Below are 17,602 nucleotides of genomic sequence, written 5' to 3'. Positions count from 1 at the left end.
AGCCCTCTCCCTCCCAGGAGGGAGAGGGGATCAGAGTTCCCTCTCCCCTCAGGGGAGAGGGCAGGGTGAGGGGTGGTGTGAGGGGTGGGCTCACAGAAACTGCCGCGCGGGGTCGAGCATGCGGAGGATGCCGAACTCTTCGTCGCTCGGCGGCTTGGTCGTGGTGAGCTGATCGGCGACCAGCACCTCGAAGCCGGTGGCGGCCTTGACGTCGTCCACGCTGACGCCGGGGTGCAGCGCCTCGAGCCTCATCCGGCGGCTCTCCGGCTCGAAGCCGAAGAGGCCGAGCGTTGTCACCACGCGCGAGACGCCGCCGAAGAGGAGCCCGCTCGCCCGACGGCTGTCGCCGCCGGTGAGCCAGCCCGGGCTCGTGATGAAGTCCACGGTTTCCGAGAAGCGGCGCTTCTCGTGGACGGTCAGGATGATGACCGCGCGGCAGAGCGAGATGATGTCGTTGGCGCCGCCGGTGCCGGGGAGGCGCACCTTCGGGCGGTCGTAGCTTCCGCCGATGGCGCTGGTGTTCAAGTTGCCGTAGCGGTCGATCTGGGCGCCGCCGATGAAGCCCACGTCGAGGAAGCCGCGCTGGGCCAGCAGGAAAGCATCGGTGATGCCCGGCAGCATCTGGGCGCGGTAGGCCGCGCGCATCTCGTTGGTCGAGATGGGCAGAGAGCCCGGCTTCCACTTGGGCCCGACGATGCCGCCCTCGATGACCATGGTCAGCCCAGGAGCATGCATGCGCTGGGCGAGCCCCGAGGCCATCATGGGCGCGCCGACCCCGGCGAAGACCGTGGTGTTGTCCTTGAGCTCGCGGGCGCCCATCACCGCGAGCAGCTCGTTGGCCGTGACGCCGTTCAGGGCGCTGCTCACGTCACCAGCTCCCTGCCGCGCCGGCTCGCGTCCGCCAGCGCGGCCTCGGCGAAGAGCGCGAGGTAGTCGGCGTGGGTCCGGGGCCGGTAGACGTAGCGCTCGAGGTAGTCCTGGACCCCCGCCGCGCCGCGCTGGTTGATGCCGTCCACGTAAACGCTGAAGTGCTCGGGCTCGGCGTCGTAGAGGCCGTAGCACTCATGCGGGTAGGACCCGTACGGCACGTGGACGAGCGCGTCCACGATGAAGCCGGGGATGACGGTCCGGTCCGGGTGAAGGCGGATCTCTTCCTCGGGCACGATCTCCTCGGCCGTGACGAGCACTGTTGCCGCGGCTTTCGCGATGTCGGCGTCCATGTGCGGATAGCCGTCGATCTGGCAGTTGCCGAAGCGGTCGGCCCGGTGCACGTGGAGCATCGCGACATCCGGGAACAGGGCCGGGACCGCGAGGAGCTTCTGCCCTGTGTACGGGCAGTCGATGGTCTTGGAGCCGCCTACGTCCACGAGCCCGGAGCCGAGCATCGTGAGCGAGGGGAGGAAGGGCACCCCCATCGCCGCCGCGCGGAAGCGGAGCCCCAGCGCCAGGTGGCTCCACTCTTCCATCGGCACGCGCCCCGACTCGACGTACTCGCGGACGATCTTCGAGAGCCCCCACGGCAGCCCGATGCCCATCCACGACGTCACGACCTTGTCCACGGCGCCCGCGACAATGCACCACTCGCCCTCGTAGCACATGAGGTTGCGCGAGATGGTGAGCCCCGTGGGGCGCCGGCGAAGGAGCGCACGGATGAGCGCGAGCGGCGTGCGGGAGAAGAGACAGCCGCCGAACGCCAGGGAGTCGCCGTCCTTCACCCGCGCGACGGCCTCGTCGAGGGTGGTCAGCTTCTCCCCGGCGGACTTGGGCTTCGCTTCAAGGCGCAGGCGGGCCGCCTGGAAGTCGTACTCGCGCCGGGAGATCGTCACCCGATGATCTCCCAGGTCTTCTGGTAGCGGTCGAGCTGCTCCACCGTGTACGGGTCGAGCGGGTGCTCCCGCTCGGGGATGTCCACGTGTTTGTCCTCGCCGCAGAGCGGCGTCGTGAAGTAGCGTTGGCCGGTGTCGTTGATGATGGTCACGATGGACGGAAGCTCTGAGTGCTTGCGCGCGAGCTTAAGCGCTGCGGCCACGTTGCAGCCGCTCGAGATGCCGCAGAAGATGCCTTCTTCCCTGGCGAGGCGGCGGGCGATGGCGACGCTCTCGTCGGTCGTGGTGGTGATGACGCCGGTCAGGAGCGAGACGTCGAGGTTCTTCGGCACGAAGCCGTCGCCGATTCCTTCGATGCCGTGGTGCCCCCACGCGCGCGTCGAGAGCAGCGCGCACTCGGCCGGCTCGACTGCGTACAGACGCACCGCCGGGTCATGCCGGCGCAGATATCGGCCGACGCCCGTGAGGAGCCCGCCGGAGCCCTGCGAATCCACGAAGGCGCCGATCCGGCCGTCCATCTGCTCGCGGATCTCCGGCCCTGTCGTGAGGATGTGCGCTTCGACGTTGTCGGCGTTGTCGAACTGGCCCGGCACCCAGTAGCGCGCGGGGTCTGCGGCGCGGATCTCCTGGAGGCGCCGGAGGGAGAGGTCCACGTCGCTCTCGCCGCCCTTGGTGAAGATCAGCTCGGCGCCGTAGGCGCGCATGATCTTCTTGCGCTCTTCGCTCATGCCCTCGGGCATCACGATGGTGCAGGCGTAGCCCTTGACGGCGGCGACCCAGGAGCAGGCGATGCCCGCGTTCCCCGTCGAGCACTCGAGCACGCTCATGCCGGATCGGAGATCTCCTCGCGCCTCGGCCCGCTCGAACATGTGGAGATAGATCCGGTCCTTGAGGCTGCCCGTCGCGCCGTACCACTCGACCTTGACGTAGATCGCGGGCTTGACGTCCAGGGTGATGCGGTTCAGCCGGACGAGAGGCGTGCGCCCCACGGCGTGCGCGATCGAGGGCAAGGCGCGCGCGTAGCGGGACCACTCTGGCGACGTCATAGGGTCGGGCGACGTCATAGGGGCAGAAGTCTAGCACTTCTCCCGGAAGGCGCGGTATCGTAATCACATGCTGAACCGCAAGTTCGCCGACCTGCGTCACTCGCCCAGGCTCGATCCCCGCGTCCTCAGCTACGACGCGAAGTCCTTCGTCCCTCGGGGTCAGGTCTTGAATTACGACATCGGGCCCCGGCCATCGCCGGCCCGCCGGGTGGAATCGGTGCGGGAATGCATGAATGCAAGACCTGACCCCAGGAGAGAAGGAGGGCGGCGATGAGTAGAGGGCGGCTGAACGGGATCGAGATCGACTTTGCGGTATCCGGGAGCGGGCCGGCCGTGCTGCTGAGCCACGGCTACTCCGCCACGCGCCGCATGTGGGACGGCCAGCACCGCGCTCTCGAGGATGGCTACCAGGTCATCAGCTGGAGCATGCGCGGGCACGGGCAGACCGAGAGCCCTGCCGATCCTTCGAGGTATTCGGCTGACCTGACTATTGCCGACATGGAGGCGCTCCTCCGGCACCTGAACGTCCAACGAGCGGTGATCGGCGGTCTCTCGCTGGGCGGCTACGCCTCGCTCGGCTTCTACCTCGCCCATCCGGAGATGGTCCGCGCGCTCGCCATCTGCGATTCAGGCCCCGGCTACCGGAACGCGGAGGCGCGCGCCGCCTGGAACCAGCGGGCCCATGAGCGCGCGGCCGAGCTCGAGGCGCGCGGGCTGGACGCTCTCAGCGGGTGCAGTCGGGAGATGCGCGAAGCGATGGGCGAGCACCGCTCGGCGCAAGGCCTGGCCCACGCGGCCCGCGGCATGCTGGCCCAGGAGGGCTCACACGTGATCGACGCGCTCGCGGCCATCCGGGTGCCGACGCTGATCATCGTGGGCGACCAGGACCAGCCCTTCCTCACCCCCTGCGAGTACATGGCGAAGAAGATCCCCGGCGCGAGGCTCGAGGTGATCGCCGGCGCGGGACACTCGTCGAATCTCGATCAGCCGGAAGCGTTCAACCGGGTGCTGCGCGACTTCCTCGACAATCTCCCGGCCGCGTAGGTCAGACGCCCGTTCCGAAGCCTCCCGCCGTCCGCACGGTGGCGCCTTCGCCCATGTGCATGGCGGAGTGCATGACGATGATGCCGCTCAGTACGGCGCGGCGCGGGCGGCCGGTGAAGGCCTTGACGAGCGCCTCGGTGCGATCACCGAAGCACCCAAGCGTTCCGGCCCGCTCGACCGCGGCGGCCTCGATATTGCCCTCCCAATCCTTCGGACCGTAGGCGCTCACGATCTCGCGGGTGCGCCGCCCCACGGCGTCGCGGTAGTCCCGCAGCGCGGCGATGTCTACCTTCGCGGTCAGCTCCGACACCTGCGGCTTGGTCATGCCGATGCCGAAATCGCGGTTCGGGATCTTCAGGCGCGGCAGCCACCCCTCGTCGAGCACCTGGCTGCGGCCATTGATCACGATGTTGGCCATGATGTCCTCGGCACGGCTGATATGCCACATGAGCCATGCCAGCGAGTTCAGGTCCTCGCGCGGGCGCACCCGCATCTGGTCGTCGGTCAGGCCGCTGAAGGTCCGCTCGGCCATCGACGTCTTGTTGCCCCCGACGGCGGCCGAATGCACTCCGCTGTGCTCTTCGAGGAGAAGATCGCGCGCATCCATTCTGGTCAGTCCCTCCTGATCGGGTTCTACTGCCTCACGGCGGGATCGCCGAGTGGGGCAGAGCGTACCACCGCGGTCAATGTGGCGCTCTCGTCTTCACGCGGTGGAACGGGCGGCGCGGATCTTGTCGAGGACGGGCAGGATGTATTCGCGGAAACGCGCCGGATCTTCGCTCATCGGGAAATGCCCGAGTCCTTCCATGATCGCCGCCTCGGTGCCCTTGATCTTGGCGGCCGTGCGCAGCGTGTCTTCTGGCGTGCAGGAGAAATCGTAGCTGCCCGTGAGGAGATGGACGGGGCAGGCGCGGGTGTCGATTCCGGCGACCCGATCGCGGAAGTCCGAGTCCACGCGGTAGAAGTAGAGGTCGCCCTTGAAGACGCCGGGGCCGCTCTGCATGTAGCCCCAGAGCGTCTCCCAGCGGTGCTCGTGGGGAGCCGGCGCGCCGACGAGGCCTGAGACCAGCGCGGCGCAGACCTCGCCCCCGTGGACATCGGGGCGGTGGAGCCACTCCGTGTCGTACCAGGGCGTCTGGTGGTCGGCCGCCTCGAGACCGATGACCGCGCCCAGGTCGGCCGCGTGGTCCAGGGCCAGCTGGAGGACGATGCGGCCGCCCATCGAGCAGCCCATGACCACGGGCCGGTCGAGGTCGAGCGCGCGGCTGAACGCCATGACGGCCTCGACGTAGGCCGCCGTCGTCAGCCTGTACTCTTCGTTTTCCCAGCCGACGGGCGGCGTGGACTTGCCGTGCCACGGCAGGTCGAACGCGATGACGCGGAAGTGATCCGTCACCGCCGCATCGTTCATCAGGTGGCGGAATTGCCTGCCGTCCGAGCCGGCGGTGTGGAGACAGAGCAGGGGAATGCCGCCGCCGGCCTCCTCGAAATAGACGCGGCAGTGGCGGCCGCCGAGCGTCAAGTGCACGTACCGTCCGGCTATCGGTTCGATCCGCGCGGCCATCTCAGGCGCTCCTCGCGAGGCGTCGCGGCGTCTCGAGGACTTCCTTCACGTAGCGGAGGTTGGCCATGAGGGGCAGGAGGTCGCCCTCGATGCGCGCGTGGCCGAAGCGCGTCAGGGCGAAGAGGTCGTGGTACCCCGGACGAGGCACGGGCTGCCAGAACTCTCGCCACGCCTCCGCGCTCGCGCGTATGGCGAAGCGCCACGGGCGCGCGGCCGCCGGGCCGCGCGTCACCGAGGCGATGCGGCCGTCCTGCACGGAGATGTGGAAGGGCTCGTCCCCTACCTCGACCAGGAAGTCCGTCGTGAGGAACCGGCCGCGGCGCACGAGCGCCGCGTCGGCGTTCACCAGCTCGAATAGCCGCTCGATCATCGTAGGCTCCTCTCTCGTTGAACCTGTCCCCCGGCGACTGCTATCATACGGCGGCTCACCAAGGAGGGAGTCGCGCTCATGCTCAAGCAGCCCTCACCCGAGTACCGCGGGTTCCGCGCCGGCGGCATCAGGCTCCGCGAAGAGATGCTCCCGCAGCTCGGCAAGCTGGCCGCCGGCCGCTCGCGCCTCATGTTCCACGCGCTCCACGCCTTTGACAAGGCGCAGGCCGTCATGCTGACCGAGGAGGGCCTGCTCCGGCGCGAGCACGGCAAGGCCATCCTCGAAGCGCTCCGCCGCATGGAAAAGGACGGTGTCGAGGAGGCGCGGACGAAGTCGGGCGGCGGGCTTCACTCGGGCGAGCAGTACCTGATCCGCGCGCTCGGCGAGGAGATCGGCGGACGGCTCCACCTCGGGCGCAGCTCGGGCGATCTCTCCTCGGTCGGCATCAACACCCTCCAGCGGGAGAAGGTGCTGCGGATCCTCGAAGGCGTCAACACGCTGCGCCGCGTGCTGATCGGGCTCGCTCGGCAGCACACGGACACGATCCTCCCCGGGTACAGCTTCGGCCAGCACGCCCAGCCCATGACGCTCGCGCATCTCCTCTTGTCCTGGGCGGCCAACCTCGGGCGCGACTTCGAGCGCCTCCACGGCGTGTACGGGCGCGTCAACACGAGCCCGGCCGGCGCCGCCATCATGGTCGGCTCGGACTTCCCGCTCAATCGCGAGCGGACGGCCGAGCTTCTGGGCTTCGACTCGATCCACGAGAACATGGCCGACGCGATCCTGGAGCTGAACGCGGACGACAGCCTGGACGTGCCGATGGCCGTGGCCCTCCTCTATCACACACTGGCGAAGTGGGCCGACGACCTGATTCTCTGGAGCACGAGCGAGTTCGGCTTCGTGGACATTCCCGACCGCTTCTGCAACACGTCCAGCATCATGACGCAGAAGAAAAACGTCATCGGCCCCGCCGAGGTCAAGGGCGCCTCTGCCGAGGCGATAGGCTGCGTCGTCACCGCCTATCACGCGCTCAAGGGGCCGACCGGCCTGCCCATCACGGAGCGCTACTACGCCCTCGAGGCGCTCTGGCGCGTCTCCGACAATTGCGCGAGGGACCTCGACTGGTTCTGCGAGCTGCTGCCGGCGCTCGGGATCCGTACTGAGCACATGCGCGAGCAGGCATGGCGCCACTGGGCGACGGCGACCGATCTCGCCGGCGCGCTCTGCCGCGAGCGGGACCTGCCCTGGCGCACGGCGCACCAGATCGTCGGCATCCTCGTCCGTCTCTGCGAAGACAGGGGAGTCGGGCCCGACGGCGTGACGCCCGCCCTCCTGGACGAGGCGGCCGTCGCCTACCACGGCAAGCCGGCAGGCCTCGACGCCGCGCAGATCAAGACGGCCCTCGACCCGGGCCGCTTCGTCGCCGCGCGCACGATGCGGGGCGGGCCCGCGCCCGCCGAATCGCTGCGCCAGGCGGCCTTCTTCGAGGACGGCCTCAAGGCCGACGAGGCGACCGTGGCCTCTATCAATGCGCGGCTGGCCGCGGCCGCGCGCACGCTCGAGGCCGCCATTGACGCGATCATCGGAGGCTAAGTCCATGCTCAAGCTCGTCTTGTCGTTGCTGCTGGCAGCGCTGCCTGGCGCCGCGCAGGCGCAGACGCCGGTCCGCGGCGGCACGGTCGTGCAGGCTATCGGCGCGGACCCGCCGACGATGAACCCGGGCACCACGACGGACACCCAGGCGTGGGCGCTCATGGGCAAGCTCTTCAATGGGCTGACGCATCTCGACAACGAGTACCGGAACCATCCGGACCTCGCCGAGTCGTGGACGGTCAGCGTCGACGGGCTCACGTATACCTTCAAGCTCCGTCGCGACGTCAAGTGGCACGACGGCAAGCCTTTTACGTCGGAGGACGTCAAGTTCACCTATACCGAGGTGCTGCCGAAATACCATCCGGTCGGCCGCCTGTCCTATTCGCTGGTCGCGGCAGTCGAGACCCCCGACCCGTACACGGCGGTGGTCAAGCTCAAGGCGCCCTTCGGCCCCTTCGTCTTCATGACCGCGCTGAATACCGGGGCCATCGTGCCCAAGCATCTCCTCGCGGGCCAGGACTTCACGACGGCGGAATTCAACCGCAAGCCCGTCGGCACCGGGCCGTTCAAGATCGCGGAGGCGGTCAAGGGCAGCCACTACGTCCTCGAGCGCAACCCCGACTACTTCAAGAAGGGCCAGCCCTATCTCGATCGCGTCGTGCTGCGCGTGATGCCGAACCCGGCCTCCCGTGTGCTCGCCTTCGAGAAGGGCGAGGTGGACGTGCTCTACTCCTTCTGGCTTCCGGTGGAGCAGGCGGGGCGGTTGAAAGCGATGCCTGGCGTGGTCGTGAAGGAGTACATGCTCTTCCCCGAAGTGGTCACACTCTTCTTCAACCAAAAGGAGTCGAAGCCGCTCGAGGACCTCCGCGTGCGCCAGGCCATCGCGCATGCGATCGACAAGAAGTTTCTCGTGGAGAAGGGCTACTTCGGCCAGGGCCGCCCGGCGATCAGCCCGATCCCGTCAACCCTCGCCTGGGCGCACAACCCCAAGGTGCCGATCTACGCCTATGACCCGGCCAAGGCCGCCGCGATCCTCGACGAGGCGGGCTATCCCAAGGGGGCGAACGGTGAGCGCTTGACGCTCCGCTTCGTCTACGACCCCGCCAACTCGGCCGCGAACAAGGCCTCCGAGGTGGTTGCCCAGCAGCTCCGCTCCGTCGGCATCAACGTTAAGCAAATGCCCATGGAGCGCTCCCTGATGCTCGACAGGGTTTATAAGAACTACGACTTCGACATCCACATCCACAACTACACGACGTACGGCGACCCGGGGATCGGCGTCGCGCGCATGTATGTCTGCGACAATATCAGGCCGGCCCCGTTCGCCAATGTCTCGCGGTACTGCAATCCTAAGCTGGACGAGATCTTCCGCCAGGCAGCCTCCGCGACGACCCAGGCGGAGCGCGCGAAATACTACTTTGCGGCGCAGGAGATTCTCATGCGCGACCTGCCCGTCATTCCGCTCTTCGAGTACGGCGATACGAACGTCGCGCGGGGGCGGGTCCAGAGCATCTTCAAGAGCCATTCGGCCCACGAGCGCTGGGACCAGGTGTGGGTGAGTGACGGGAAGTAGCCCGACGTTGCCCACGGTCTCGGAATCGCTGGCTCGCTGGGTCGCCGCGCTCGCATTCGAGCGCCTGCCGGCGGACGTGGTCAGGATGGCGCGCCGCTGCCTGCTCGATACGCTCGGCTGCGCGCTCCAGGGGTCGACCACTCCCGAAGCGGTGTTGCTCCGCCAGGTCCGTGACGACCTCGGCGGCACTGGTCCCTGCACGGTGTGGGGTATGCCGGGCTGCGCGGCGCCGCAGGCCGCGGCGCTTCTGAACGGCACCCACGCCCACCTCCGCGAGCTCGACGATATCGGCGGCGGCGGACACGCGGGCGCCTGCCAGGTGTCGGCGGCCATGGGCGCCGCTGAGCTGACGGGCGCCGACGGGAAAGCCGTGCTGCTCGGCTTGGTCGCCGGCCACGAGATCGCGTCGCGCCTTACGGATGCCGCGAGCTACGACACCATGACGCTCCATGGCTGGCATACCACCGGAGTCTACGGCGCGCTCGGCGCCGCCGCCGCTGCCGCGCGCGTGATGGGACTCGATGCCGCAGGCACGGCGCATGCCCTCGGCCTCGCGGGCTCCTATGTCGGCGGCACGTGGGCCTTCATGGCGGACGGCGCCATGAGCAAGCGCGTGCATCCCGGCAGATCAGCCGAGACGGGACTGACGGCGGCGGTGCTCGCGCGCCGCGGTGTCACGGGCCCGCGCGAGGTTCTCGACGCCGCCTGGGGTGGGCTCTTCGAGACGTATGTGCCGGGACAGGCCGATGCGCAGGCGGCGCTCAAGGACCTGGGGGAAGGCTTCCGCATTCTGAAGAAAGGGATCAAGCCCTATCCGGTCTGCTGGGGCATCAACAGCGCCGCCGATTCCATGCTCAAGCTCCGGGCCGATCATGCGCTCACCGCCGGGAACATTCGCCGCGTGCGGGTCGTCCTCTCCGAGATGAGCCGTCGGATGATCGGCACGAAGCGCGTGGACACCGTGCTCGACGCCCAGATGAGCGTGGCCTACGCGCTCGCCTGGATCATCCTCCGCGGCCGTCTCACCCTCGACGAGTTCACGCCCGAGGCCCTCCGGGACCACGCCGCCCGCTCGCTGATGACCCGCATCGACCTCGAGGTGGACCCGGCTGCGCACGGCGAGCGTCAAACAGTCGAGGTCGAGACCCTGGACGGCCGCCGCTTGTCTTCCCGAGTCGAGATCCCGCGCGGCCACTGGGACGCTCCGCTCACCGACGCCGAACTCCGCGAGAAATTCCTCGCGCTCGCCGGCGCCGTCTTGGGCTCTCGTACCCAGGCGGCCGCGGACCTCGTGGACAGGATCGAGTCGCCGGGAGCCCTCTCGGAGCTCGTGGCGCTGCTCCGCGGCTAGCCGTGCTCCCGTTCATCGGCCGGCGGCTCGTGAGCCTCGGCCCGCTCCTCCTCGGCATGCTGGTGCTGGGCTTCGCCATCATCCAGCTCGCGCCGGGCGATCCTGTGCAGGTCCTCGTCGGCGACTACCCCGCACCTCCCGAGTACGTCAAGCAGGTCCGCGAGCGCTTCGGTCTCGACCAGCCGCGCTGGGTCCAATTCGCCCGCTATGCCGGGCAGGTGCTGCGCGGCAACCTCGGCTACTCCTTCTTCTACAACGAGCCTGTGCTCGACCTGATCGCGGGCCGGCTCGGGGCCACGCTCCTCCTCATGACCGCAGCACTCCTGATCTCGACCGTGGCCGGCATCGGCCTCGGCGTCGCGTGCGGCCGGCGGCCGGGCAGCACGGCCGACCACGCGCTCATGGTCGTCGGCCTCGTGGGCTACTCGCTGCCGGTCTTCTGGCTCGGTCAGCTCCTCCTCATGGGGCTCGCGCTCAAGCTCGATCTCTTCCCGACCCAGGGCATGCGCGGGGTGCTCTTCGGAGTGGGCCCCGCCGGCCGCGCCCTCGACGTGCTCCACCACCTGGCGCTGCCGGCGCTCACGCTGGCGACACGCTATCTCGCGCTCAACGTCCGGCTCATGCGCGCGAGCCTGGTCGAGGTCGGGGCCCAGGACTATCTCCGCACCGCTCGGGCCAAGGGGCTTTCCGAGCGCGTGGTCATCTACAAACACGCGCTCCGGAACGCGCTGGTGCCGGTCGTCACGATGATCGGGCTCAACGTGGGGCACCTCATGGCGGGCGCGGTGCTCACGGAGACGGTCTTCGCCTGGCCGGGGCTCGGGCGCCTCATCTTCGACTCGATCCTTCACCGAGACTACCCGGTGATGCTGGGCGGGCTCCTCGTCGTGTCGGTCTGCGTGGTCGTGGGCAACCTGCTCGCGGACCTGGCCTATGCCGTGATCGATCCGCGCATCAGGCTGGAGCGAATCTAACCGTGGCGGCGCGGGGCACGCTCGGCGACCTTCTCCGGACGTTGCGCGGCCGCCCCCTCGGCCTCGCGGGGCTCGTCGGCGCCGGGCTCTTCATGTGCATCGCGGTCATCGGGCCGTGGGTCGCTCCCGCCGATCCCTTCGCGCTGAGCGCCGGCGCCCTGATGCCGCCGGGGCGGGGGCACTGGCTCGGCACCGACGACCTCGGCCGCGACCTCCTCTCGGGCGTGCTCTATGGCGCGCGCGTCTCGCTTCTCGTCGGGCTCGCCGCCGCGGGAGGCGCCGTGCTGATCGGCGTCACCGTGGGCGCCGCGGCGGGCTACTGGCGCGGACGTCTCGACGAGGTGCTGATGCGCGTGACAGAGTGGGTGCTCGTGGTGCCGCAGTTCCTCATCGTGCTGGTCGTGGCGGCGATCTTCGGCGCCGACCTGCGCCTAGTCGTCATCGTGCTGGCGCTGGTCGGCTGGCCGACGGCCGCGAGGCTCACGCGCGCGCAGTTCCTGACGCTGGGGGACCGCGAGTTCGTCGTGGCGGCGCGCGGCCTCGGGGCCTCGGACGCGCGTATCATCGGCCGCCAGATCCTCCCAAACGCGCTGCCGCCCATCGTGGTAGCGGGGTCGCTCCAGATCCCGGCCGCCATCCTGGCCGAGGCCTCGCTGCGCTTTCTCGGGCTCAGTGACCCGCACGTGCTCTCCTGGGGCGGCATGCTCAACCAGGCGCAGAATTTCCTCCAGCAGGCCTGGTGGATGCCGTTGTTTCCGGGCGCGGCGATCTTCTTCACGGTGCTGTCGTTCAACCTTGCGGGCGAGGCGCTCAACGAGATGCTCGATCCGCGCGCCCGCACGGCGGGGGTTTGAGCTTGGGAAGGCCGGGAGGGGACTCGGTGCTGGCGGCGCTGCGCCGGGTTGCTTACTTTCGCTCCGTCCCGGCGGCTGAGCTCGCGCGGCTCGCTCAGCGCTGCCGCCAGCGCGCTCTCAGGCAGGGCGAGCGGGCTTTCGAAGCGGGGGATGCGTGCCGCGGGCTCCTTGTCGTCGCCGAGGGCGCGGTGGAGATGCGCCAGGTCTCGCCGCGCGGCCGGGAGCAGGTGCTCCACGCCGAGGGCGCGGGCGCCACGCTCGGTGAGGCGCCCCTCTTCGACGGCCAGGGCTATATCGCCTCGGCCGTTGCCGTCGAGCCCACGCGGCTCGTGCTCGTTCCCCGGCAGGCCGTGCTCGACCTCTGCCGGCGCCATCCGGCCGTCGCGCTGTCCATGCTCGAAGCCATGGCGAGACGGGTGCGGCGTTTTGCCGAGCTCGTCGAGGACCTGTCCTTCCGCCAGGTCACCGAGCGCCTGGCGCGCCACCTCGAGGCGAGCGCCGCCGCGTCGGGCGTGCCGGTGTCGCCGGGGACCATCGTCGATCTCAGACTCACGCAGGAACAGCTGTCCGCGCGGCTCGGCACTGTGCGAGAGCTCGTCTCACGTGCCCTCGCCCAGCTCGAGCGCGCCGGCGCGATCAAGCGCAGCCGCTCAGGGATAGTGATCCGCGACCCCGGGCGCCTCGCCGAGGCGGCGCGGGGCGGCGCTCCCGCGTGACCTAGGTCACAGACTTCGCGCGCCCCTGCCGGCATACTGGCTTTGATGACTCGACCCGACAGGAGGAAGCCATGGAAAGATCCCTCGTGATCGCTCTCGGATCTGCGGCGCTCGGGGCCGCCCTCGTCGTCGGCAGCGTCTTGGCCCAGGGGCCGCCGGCGACCCCCCCCGGTGGCCAGATGCCGTCCGGCCAGATGCCCCACGGCCAAATGCCACAGGGCGCCATGCCACACGGCGCCATGCCGCATGGCATGCACCAGCAGCATCACCCGGCAGGCGGCGGGCAGAGCATGCCGGGGCAGGACGCTTTCGGCGCGATGGCCGAGGTCGTGCGGATCCTCGAGGCCGATCCCGCCACCGACTGGTCCAAGGTGGACATGGAGCGCCTGCGCCAGCACCTGATCGACATGAACGAGGTGGTGCTGCGCGCATCGGTCAAGGCGACCCAGGTGCCGGGCGGGCTCGCGATGAATGTCACGGGCGAGGGGAGGACGGCGCGCTCGATTCGCGACATGGTCATCCCGCATTCGGCTGAGCTCGACCTCATGCCCGCGTGGTCGGCCAAGGCCGAGCCCATCCCCGACGGCGTCCGGCTGATCGTGGTCGTCCGTGATCCAAGCGACGCCAAGACGGTGGCCCGGATCCGCGGCCTCGGCTTCGCGGGCCTGCTCGTCCAGGGCGGGCACCACGGCCCGCACCACCTCGCCATGGCCAAGGGAGAGATGCCGGCGTCGCACAAGCACTAGCAGGCCGCCGATAAGAGCCCATCTGCTTCGTTGGCGAGCTCGCGGCACCCCTCAACGTACGTGGCCGTTCGAGCTGAGGGGCGTAGCCCCGAGGCGAGGGCTGAGTGATGACTACGCCTCGGGGTGCCGCGGCGCTCGCCGCCTCGCATCTGGACCCTTCTCGACGGCCTGCGGGAATTCAGCCGACTGCCGCGGTCGCTGGACAGTAGCGCAGGGTGTTGGTATTGTCGAGCGGTTCCATGGGCGCCAAATACTTCGGAGCCTCCGTCCGCAGGAAAGAAGACCAGCGCTATCTCCGCGGCGAAGGCCGCTACGTGGACGACATCAAGCTGCCGGGGCTGCTCCACGCGGCCTTCGTCCGGAGCCCCCACGGCCACGCCAAGGTCCTCTCGGTGAAGACGGAGGCCGCCCGCCGACTGGCAGGCGTCACCCACGTCTTCGCCTTCGCCGACCTCGAGCGCTGGATGAAGCCCCTGCCGCTCTTCGGCGCCATCCCGCCGGGGCTCGGCGCGCGGGTGGACGTCACGATGAAGCAGGTGGGCCAGCTCGCCATGGTGCGGGACCGCGTCCGCTTCGTCGGTGAGATCGTGGCGATGGTCTTGGCCGGCAGTCGCGCGCTTGCCGAGGACGGCTGCGAGCTGGTCGAGGTCGAGTACGAGCCGCTGCCCGTCGTCGCCGACATGATCGCTGGCGCCGAGCCGGGCGCGCAGGTCCTCCATCCGGAGTGGGGCGACAACGTCGCCGTCTTCTTCGAGACCGGTTTCGGTGATCCGGCCGCGGCGTTCGCCCAGGCTGATGTCACAGTCCGCGAGCGCTTCGAGATCCAGCGCTACGTGGGCATGCCCATCGAGACGCGAGGCGTGGTCGCCCAGTGGGACGCCCGCGACGGCTCACTCACGACGTGGAACTCGACCCAGGTCGTCCACTTCGTCCAGCAGGGGCTCGTCGCGGCGCTCGGTCTGCCGCCCCACAAGATCCGCGTCATCGCCCCCGACGTCGGGGGCGGCTTCGGCACCAAGGCGACCGGCTACCCCGAAGACCTGCTGATCCCCGCCGCCGCCATCGCCGCGCGCCGGCCGGTCAAGTGGACCGAGGACCGCCGCGAGCACATGATGGCGGCCGGGCACGCGCGCCACCAGATGCACGACATTGAGATCGCCGCGCGGCGTGACGGCACCATGCTCGGCGTGCGCGACAGGATCTGGCTCGACCTCGGCGCCTACAACTCCTGGGGCATCGTGCTGCCCTACAACACCGTGGCGCATCTGCTCGGACCGCATCGCGTTCCGAGTCTCCACGTCGAGTGCCGTGGCGTCGTGACCAACAAGACGCCGAACGCGCCGTACCGCGGCGCGGGGCGCCCGGAGACCGTCTTCGCCATGGACAGGGTCGTGGACTGCCTGGCTCGCGAGCTGCGCATGGATCCCGCCGACCTGCGCCGGAAGAACTACCTTACCCAGGCCGACATGCCCTACGAGCTTGGCATCCCGTACCGCGACGGCAACCCGCTGGTCTATGACAGCGGCGACTTCAAGGCGGGGCTCGAGGCCGCGCTCTCCGCCGTCGGCTACGACGCGCTGAGGCAGGAGCAGGCTTCACTCCGCGCCCAAGGTGTCCACCGCGGCATCGGCATCTCGGGCTACGTCGAGGGGACGGCGATCGGGCCGTACGAGGGCGCGACGGTGAGGCTCGACGCCTCGGGGCACGCCGTCGTCTCCACCGGCGCGTGCAGCCAGGGGCAGGGGCACGAGACATCGTTCGCCCAGATCGCCGCCGACGCGCTCGGCATCCCGTTCGACTGGGTGACGATCGTCGGCGGGGACACCGCGGCCATCCCCTTCGGCGTCGGCACCTTCGCCTCGCGGAGCGCGGTGAACGCCGGCAGCTCCATCCACGTCGCCGCCGGCAAGGTGCGCGACAAGATCGTCGAGGCCGCCGCCGCGCTGCTCGAGGCCGCGCCGGCCGACATCGAGATCGCCGACGGCGTGGTCTCGGTGCGCGGAGCGCCTACCTCCTCGCTGCCCGTGAGCCGCGTGATCCAGGCGGCGATCCCGACCTTCGCCAAGCCGGGCATCGTCTCGCCTGATTTCGAGGCGACGGTGTACCAGCACCAGCCGACCGTGACCTACGCGAGCGCCGTCCACGTCGCGTACGTGGAAGTGGATGTCGGCACAGGCGCCGTGAGGCTCTTGCGCTATCTCGTCGCCCACGACTGCGGCAAGGTCATCAATCCCGTGATCGTGGAAGGGCAGGTTCACGGCGGAGTCGCCCAGGGAGTCGGCGGCGCGCTCCTCGAGGAGATGGTCTACGACGAGCAGGCGCAGCTCCTGACCGGCACCTTCATGGACTATCTCGTGCCCACGGCCATGGAAGTGCCGCCGATCGAGACCGTCCACCTCGAGTACCCGTCGCCGAGAAACACCCTTGGTATGAAAGGGGTCGGCGAGGGCGGCGCGATCTCGCCGCCCGCCGCCATCGCCAACGCCGTCGAGGACGCACTCGCCCCCTTCGGCGTGCGCGTTACGCGGACTCCCCTCGGGCCTTCCGTGGTCTTGGACCTCCTCGGGTCGGCGGCGGGGAAATGAAGCCCCCGGCCTTCGAGTACGTTGCCGCGTCGAGCGCGGCCGACGCCGTCGAGGCGCTCAGGCGCTACGGTGACGAAGCCAAGATCCTGGCCGGCGGCCAGAGCCTCATGCCCATGCTTGCCCTGCGCCTGGCCCGCCCGTCGGCGCTCGTGGACATCAACCGCTGCGACGACCTCGAAGGCCTCGCCGAGTCTGGAGGAGTCCTGACCGTCGGCGCGCTTGCCCGCCAGCGCGATCTCGAGCGCTGGGCGCGGACGGGCTCGCCGCTCCTCTCGGAGGCGCTCGGCTGGGTCGCTCACGCGCCCATCAGGAACCGCGGCACCGTCGTGGGGAGCCTCGTCCACGCTGACCCCGCTTCCGAACTCCCCGCGTTGCTCCTCTGCCTCGACGGCTCCGTCCTCGTGCGCCGCAAGGGCGGCGAGCGCGTGATCCCGGCCGACAAGCTCTACTTGGCCCCGCTGACCACCTCGCTCGAATCCGACGAGCTGGCGACTTCCGCGCGCTTCCAGCTGCCTCCCGAGGGCGCCGGCTGGGGCTTTGCCGAGGTGGCGCGGCGGCACGGCGACTTCGCGCTGGTCGGCTGCGCGGCGGTGCTGGCCCTGGATAGCGCCGGGGCCGTGTCGCACGCGCGGCTGGGATTCTTCGGCGTGGGCGGGACACCGGTCAGGGGCGCGCCGGGAGAGGCCGCCCTCATGGGCCGGGAGCCGACGCCCGCCCGCGTCGTCGAGGCCGCGAAAGCCGCCGCGGCGGCGCTCTCGCCTGACGGCGACCTGCATGCCTCAGCGGACTACCGGAAGAAGGTCGCCGCCACTCTCGCCGAGCGCGTGCTCGTGGCGGCGCTTTCGCGCTGTGGGAAGTCGCGATGAAGCGGGCCGTCCGCGTGAAGGTGAACGGCACGGACTGCGAGCAAGCCGTGGACGTGCGCTCGACCCTTGCCGACCTCTTACGTGAAAATCTCGACCTGACTGGCACTCACGTCGGCTGTGAGCCCGGCGTCTGCGGCGCCTGCACCGTGCTCTTTGACGGCCTACCCGTGCGCGCCTGCCTCATGCTGGCGGCGCAGGCCGACGGCCACGAGGTGACGACCATCGAGGGAGTCGCGCCGCCCGGCGAAGCGCTTCATCCCATCCAGGAGGCCTTCGCGGCCAAGCACGGGCTCCAGTGCGGCTACTGCACGCCGGGCATCATCATGAGCGCCTGCGCGTTCCTGAAGGAGCATCCCGCGCCGACGGACGGTGAGATCAGGGAGATGCTGGCGGGCCACCTCTGCCGCTGCACCGGGTATCACTTCATCGTCGAGGCCATCGCCGAAGCCGCGCGCGCCCTCGCCGGCGCCGGGCCGCGGCCTTGACGGACAGGG

17 protein-coding genes are annotated in these 17,602 nt (G+C 69.7%); 11 read left to right on the top strand and 6 right to left on the bottom strand.

Going from position 1 to position 17,602, the window contains the following annotated elements; genetic code table 11:
- Window positions 1–90: 90 nt before the first annotated feature.
- From Q7W02_14135 to Q7W02_14125, 3 genes are read right to left on the bottom strand one after another with little or no spacing between them, the layout of a single operon-like run.
- Window positions 91–819 (bottom strand): CoA-transferase, encoded by a 729-nt coding sequence (locus tag Q7W02_14135; GenBank protein MDO8477305.1) that lies wholly within the window; start codon window positions 817–819, stop codon window positions 91–93.
- A gap of 44 nt (window positions 820–863) precedes the next feature.
- Window positions 864–1,826, bottom strand: a complete 963-nt coding sequence (locus Q7W02_14130; GenBank protein ID MDO8477304.1) for a CoA-transferase — start codon at window positions 1,824–1,826, stop codon at window positions 864–866.
- A complete protein-coding gene (locus Q7W02_14125; GenBank protein MDO8477303.1) occupies window positions 1,823–2,872 on the bottom strand; it encodes a PLP-dependent cysteine synthase family protein in 1,050 nt (349 codons plus the stop codon). The genes Q7W02_14130 and Q7W02_14125 overlap by 4 nt, the downstream gene beginning before the upstream one ends.
- A 270-nt stretch (window positions 2,873–3,142) precedes the next feature.
- On the opposite strand from Q7W02_14125, the gene Q7W02_14120 reads away from it, so the two are divergent.
- Complete coding sequence (locus tag Q7W02_14120) at window positions 3,143–3,916, top strand: alpha/beta fold hydrolase (GenBank protein MDO8477302.1); 774 nt, start codon at window positions 3,143–3,145, stop codon at window positions 3,914–3,916.
- A gap of 1 nt (window position 3,917) precedes the next feature.
- On the opposite strand, the gene Q7W02_14115 is transcribed toward Q7W02_14120, so the two are convergent.
- From Q7W02_14115 to Q7W02_14105, 3 genes are all read right to left on the bottom strand, one after another.
- Window positions 3,918–4,523: a DinB family protein gene (locus Q7W02_14115; GenBank protein ID MDO8477301.1), complete on the bottom strand. Its 606-nt coding sequence runs from the start codon at window positions 4,521–4,523 to the stop codon at window positions 3,918–3,920.
- Window positions 4,524–4,619: 96 nt separating this feature from the next.
- Window positions 4,620–5,480: an alpha/beta hydrolase gene (locus Q7W02_14110; GenBank protein MDO8477300.1), complete on the bottom strand. Its 861-nt coding sequence runs from the start codon at window positions 5,478–5,480 to the stop codon at window positions 4,620–4,622.
- 1 nt (window position 5,481) lies between these two features.
- Window positions 5,482–5,850 (bottom strand): hypothetical protein, encoded by a 369-nt coding sequence (locus tag Q7W02_14105; GenBank protein MDO8477299.1) that lies wholly within the window; start codon window positions 5,848–5,850, stop codon window positions 5,482–5,484.
- 78 nt (window positions 5,851–5,928) lie between these two features.
- Here Q7W02_14105 and argH point away from each other — a divergent pair, with 78 nt between their 5' ends.
- From argH to Q7W02_14055, 10 genes are all read left to right on the top strand, one after another.
- Window positions 5,929–7,443, top strand: a complete 1,515-nt coding sequence (gene argH, locus Q7W02_14100; protein ID MDO8477298.1) for an argininosuccinate lyase — start codon at window positions 5,929–5,931, stop codon at window positions 7,441–7,443.
- 4 nt (window positions 7,444–7,447) lie between these two features.
- Window positions 7,448–9,016 (top strand): ABC transporter substrate-binding protein, encoded by a 1,569-nt coding sequence (locus tag Q7W02_14095; GenBank protein MDO8477297.1) that lies wholly within the window; start codon window positions 7,448–7,450, stop codon window positions 9,014–9,016.
- Window positions 9,017–9,023: 7 nt separating this feature from the next.
- Window positions 9,024–10,367, top strand: coding sequence for an MmgE/PrpD family protein (locus Q7W02_14090; GenBank protein ID MDO8477296.1), 1,344 nt, complete (start codon window positions 9,024–9,026; stop codon window positions 10,365–10,367).
- Window positions 10,368–10,369: 2 nt separating this feature from the next.
- Complete coding sequence (locus Q7W02_14085) at window positions 10,370–11,341, top strand: ABC transporter permease (GenBank protein ID MDO8477295.1); 972 nt, start codon at window positions 10,370–10,372, stop codon at window positions 11,339–11,341.
- Between the two features lie 2 nt (window positions 11,342–11,343).
- Window positions 11,344–12,195: an ABC transporter permease gene (locus Q7W02_14080; GenBank protein MDO8477294.1), complete on the top strand. Its 852-nt coding sequence runs from the start codon at window positions 11,344–11,346 to the stop codon at window positions 12,193–12,195.
- 26 nt (window positions 12,196–12,221) lie between these two features.
- Window positions 12,222–12,911: a Crp/Fnr family transcriptional regulator gene (locus Q7W02_14075; protein ID MDO8477293.1), complete on the top strand. Its 690-nt coding sequence runs from the start codon at window positions 12,222–12,224 to the stop codon at window positions 12,909–12,911.
- 71 nt (window positions 12,912–12,982) lie between these two features.
- The gene (locus Q7W02_14070; GenBank protein MDO8477292.1) at window positions 12,983–13,657 is read left to right on the top strand and encodes a hypothetical protein; all 675 of its coding nucleotides are present in this window, start codon (window positions 12,983–12,985) and stop codon (window positions 13,655–13,657) included.
- A gap of 239 nt (window positions 13,658–13,896) precedes the next feature.
- Complete coding sequence (locus tag Q7W02_14065; protein MDO8477291.1) at window positions 13,897–16,242, top strand: xanthine dehydrogenase family protein molybdopterin-binding subunit; 2,346 nt, start codon at window positions 13,897–13,899, stop codon at window positions 16,240–16,242.
- Window positions 16,239–17,108: an FAD binding domain-containing protein gene (locus Q7W02_14060; GenBank protein ID MDO8477290.1), complete on the top strand. Its 870-nt coding sequence runs from the start codon at window positions 16,239–16,241 to the stop codon at window positions 17,106–17,108. Before Q7W02_14065 ends, Q7W02_14060 begins: the two co-directional genes overlap by 4 nt.
- Entirely contained in the window at window positions 17,105–17,593 is a 489-nt protein-coding gene (locus tag Q7W02_14055; protein MDO8477289.1) for a (2Fe-2S)-binding protein, read from the top strand. The genes Q7W02_14060 and Q7W02_14055 overlap by 4 nt, the downstream gene beginning before the upstream one ends.
- Window positions 17,594–17,602: the final 9 nt, after the last annotated feature.

It is taken from the genome of Candidatus Rokuibacteriota bacterium (assembly GCA_030647435.1).
In the GTDB taxonomy this organism is placed as follows: Bacteria; Methylomirabilota; Methylomirabilia; order Rokubacteriales; family CSP1-6; genus AR37.
This window is presented reverse-complemented; position numbering and strand designations above follow the sequence as displayed.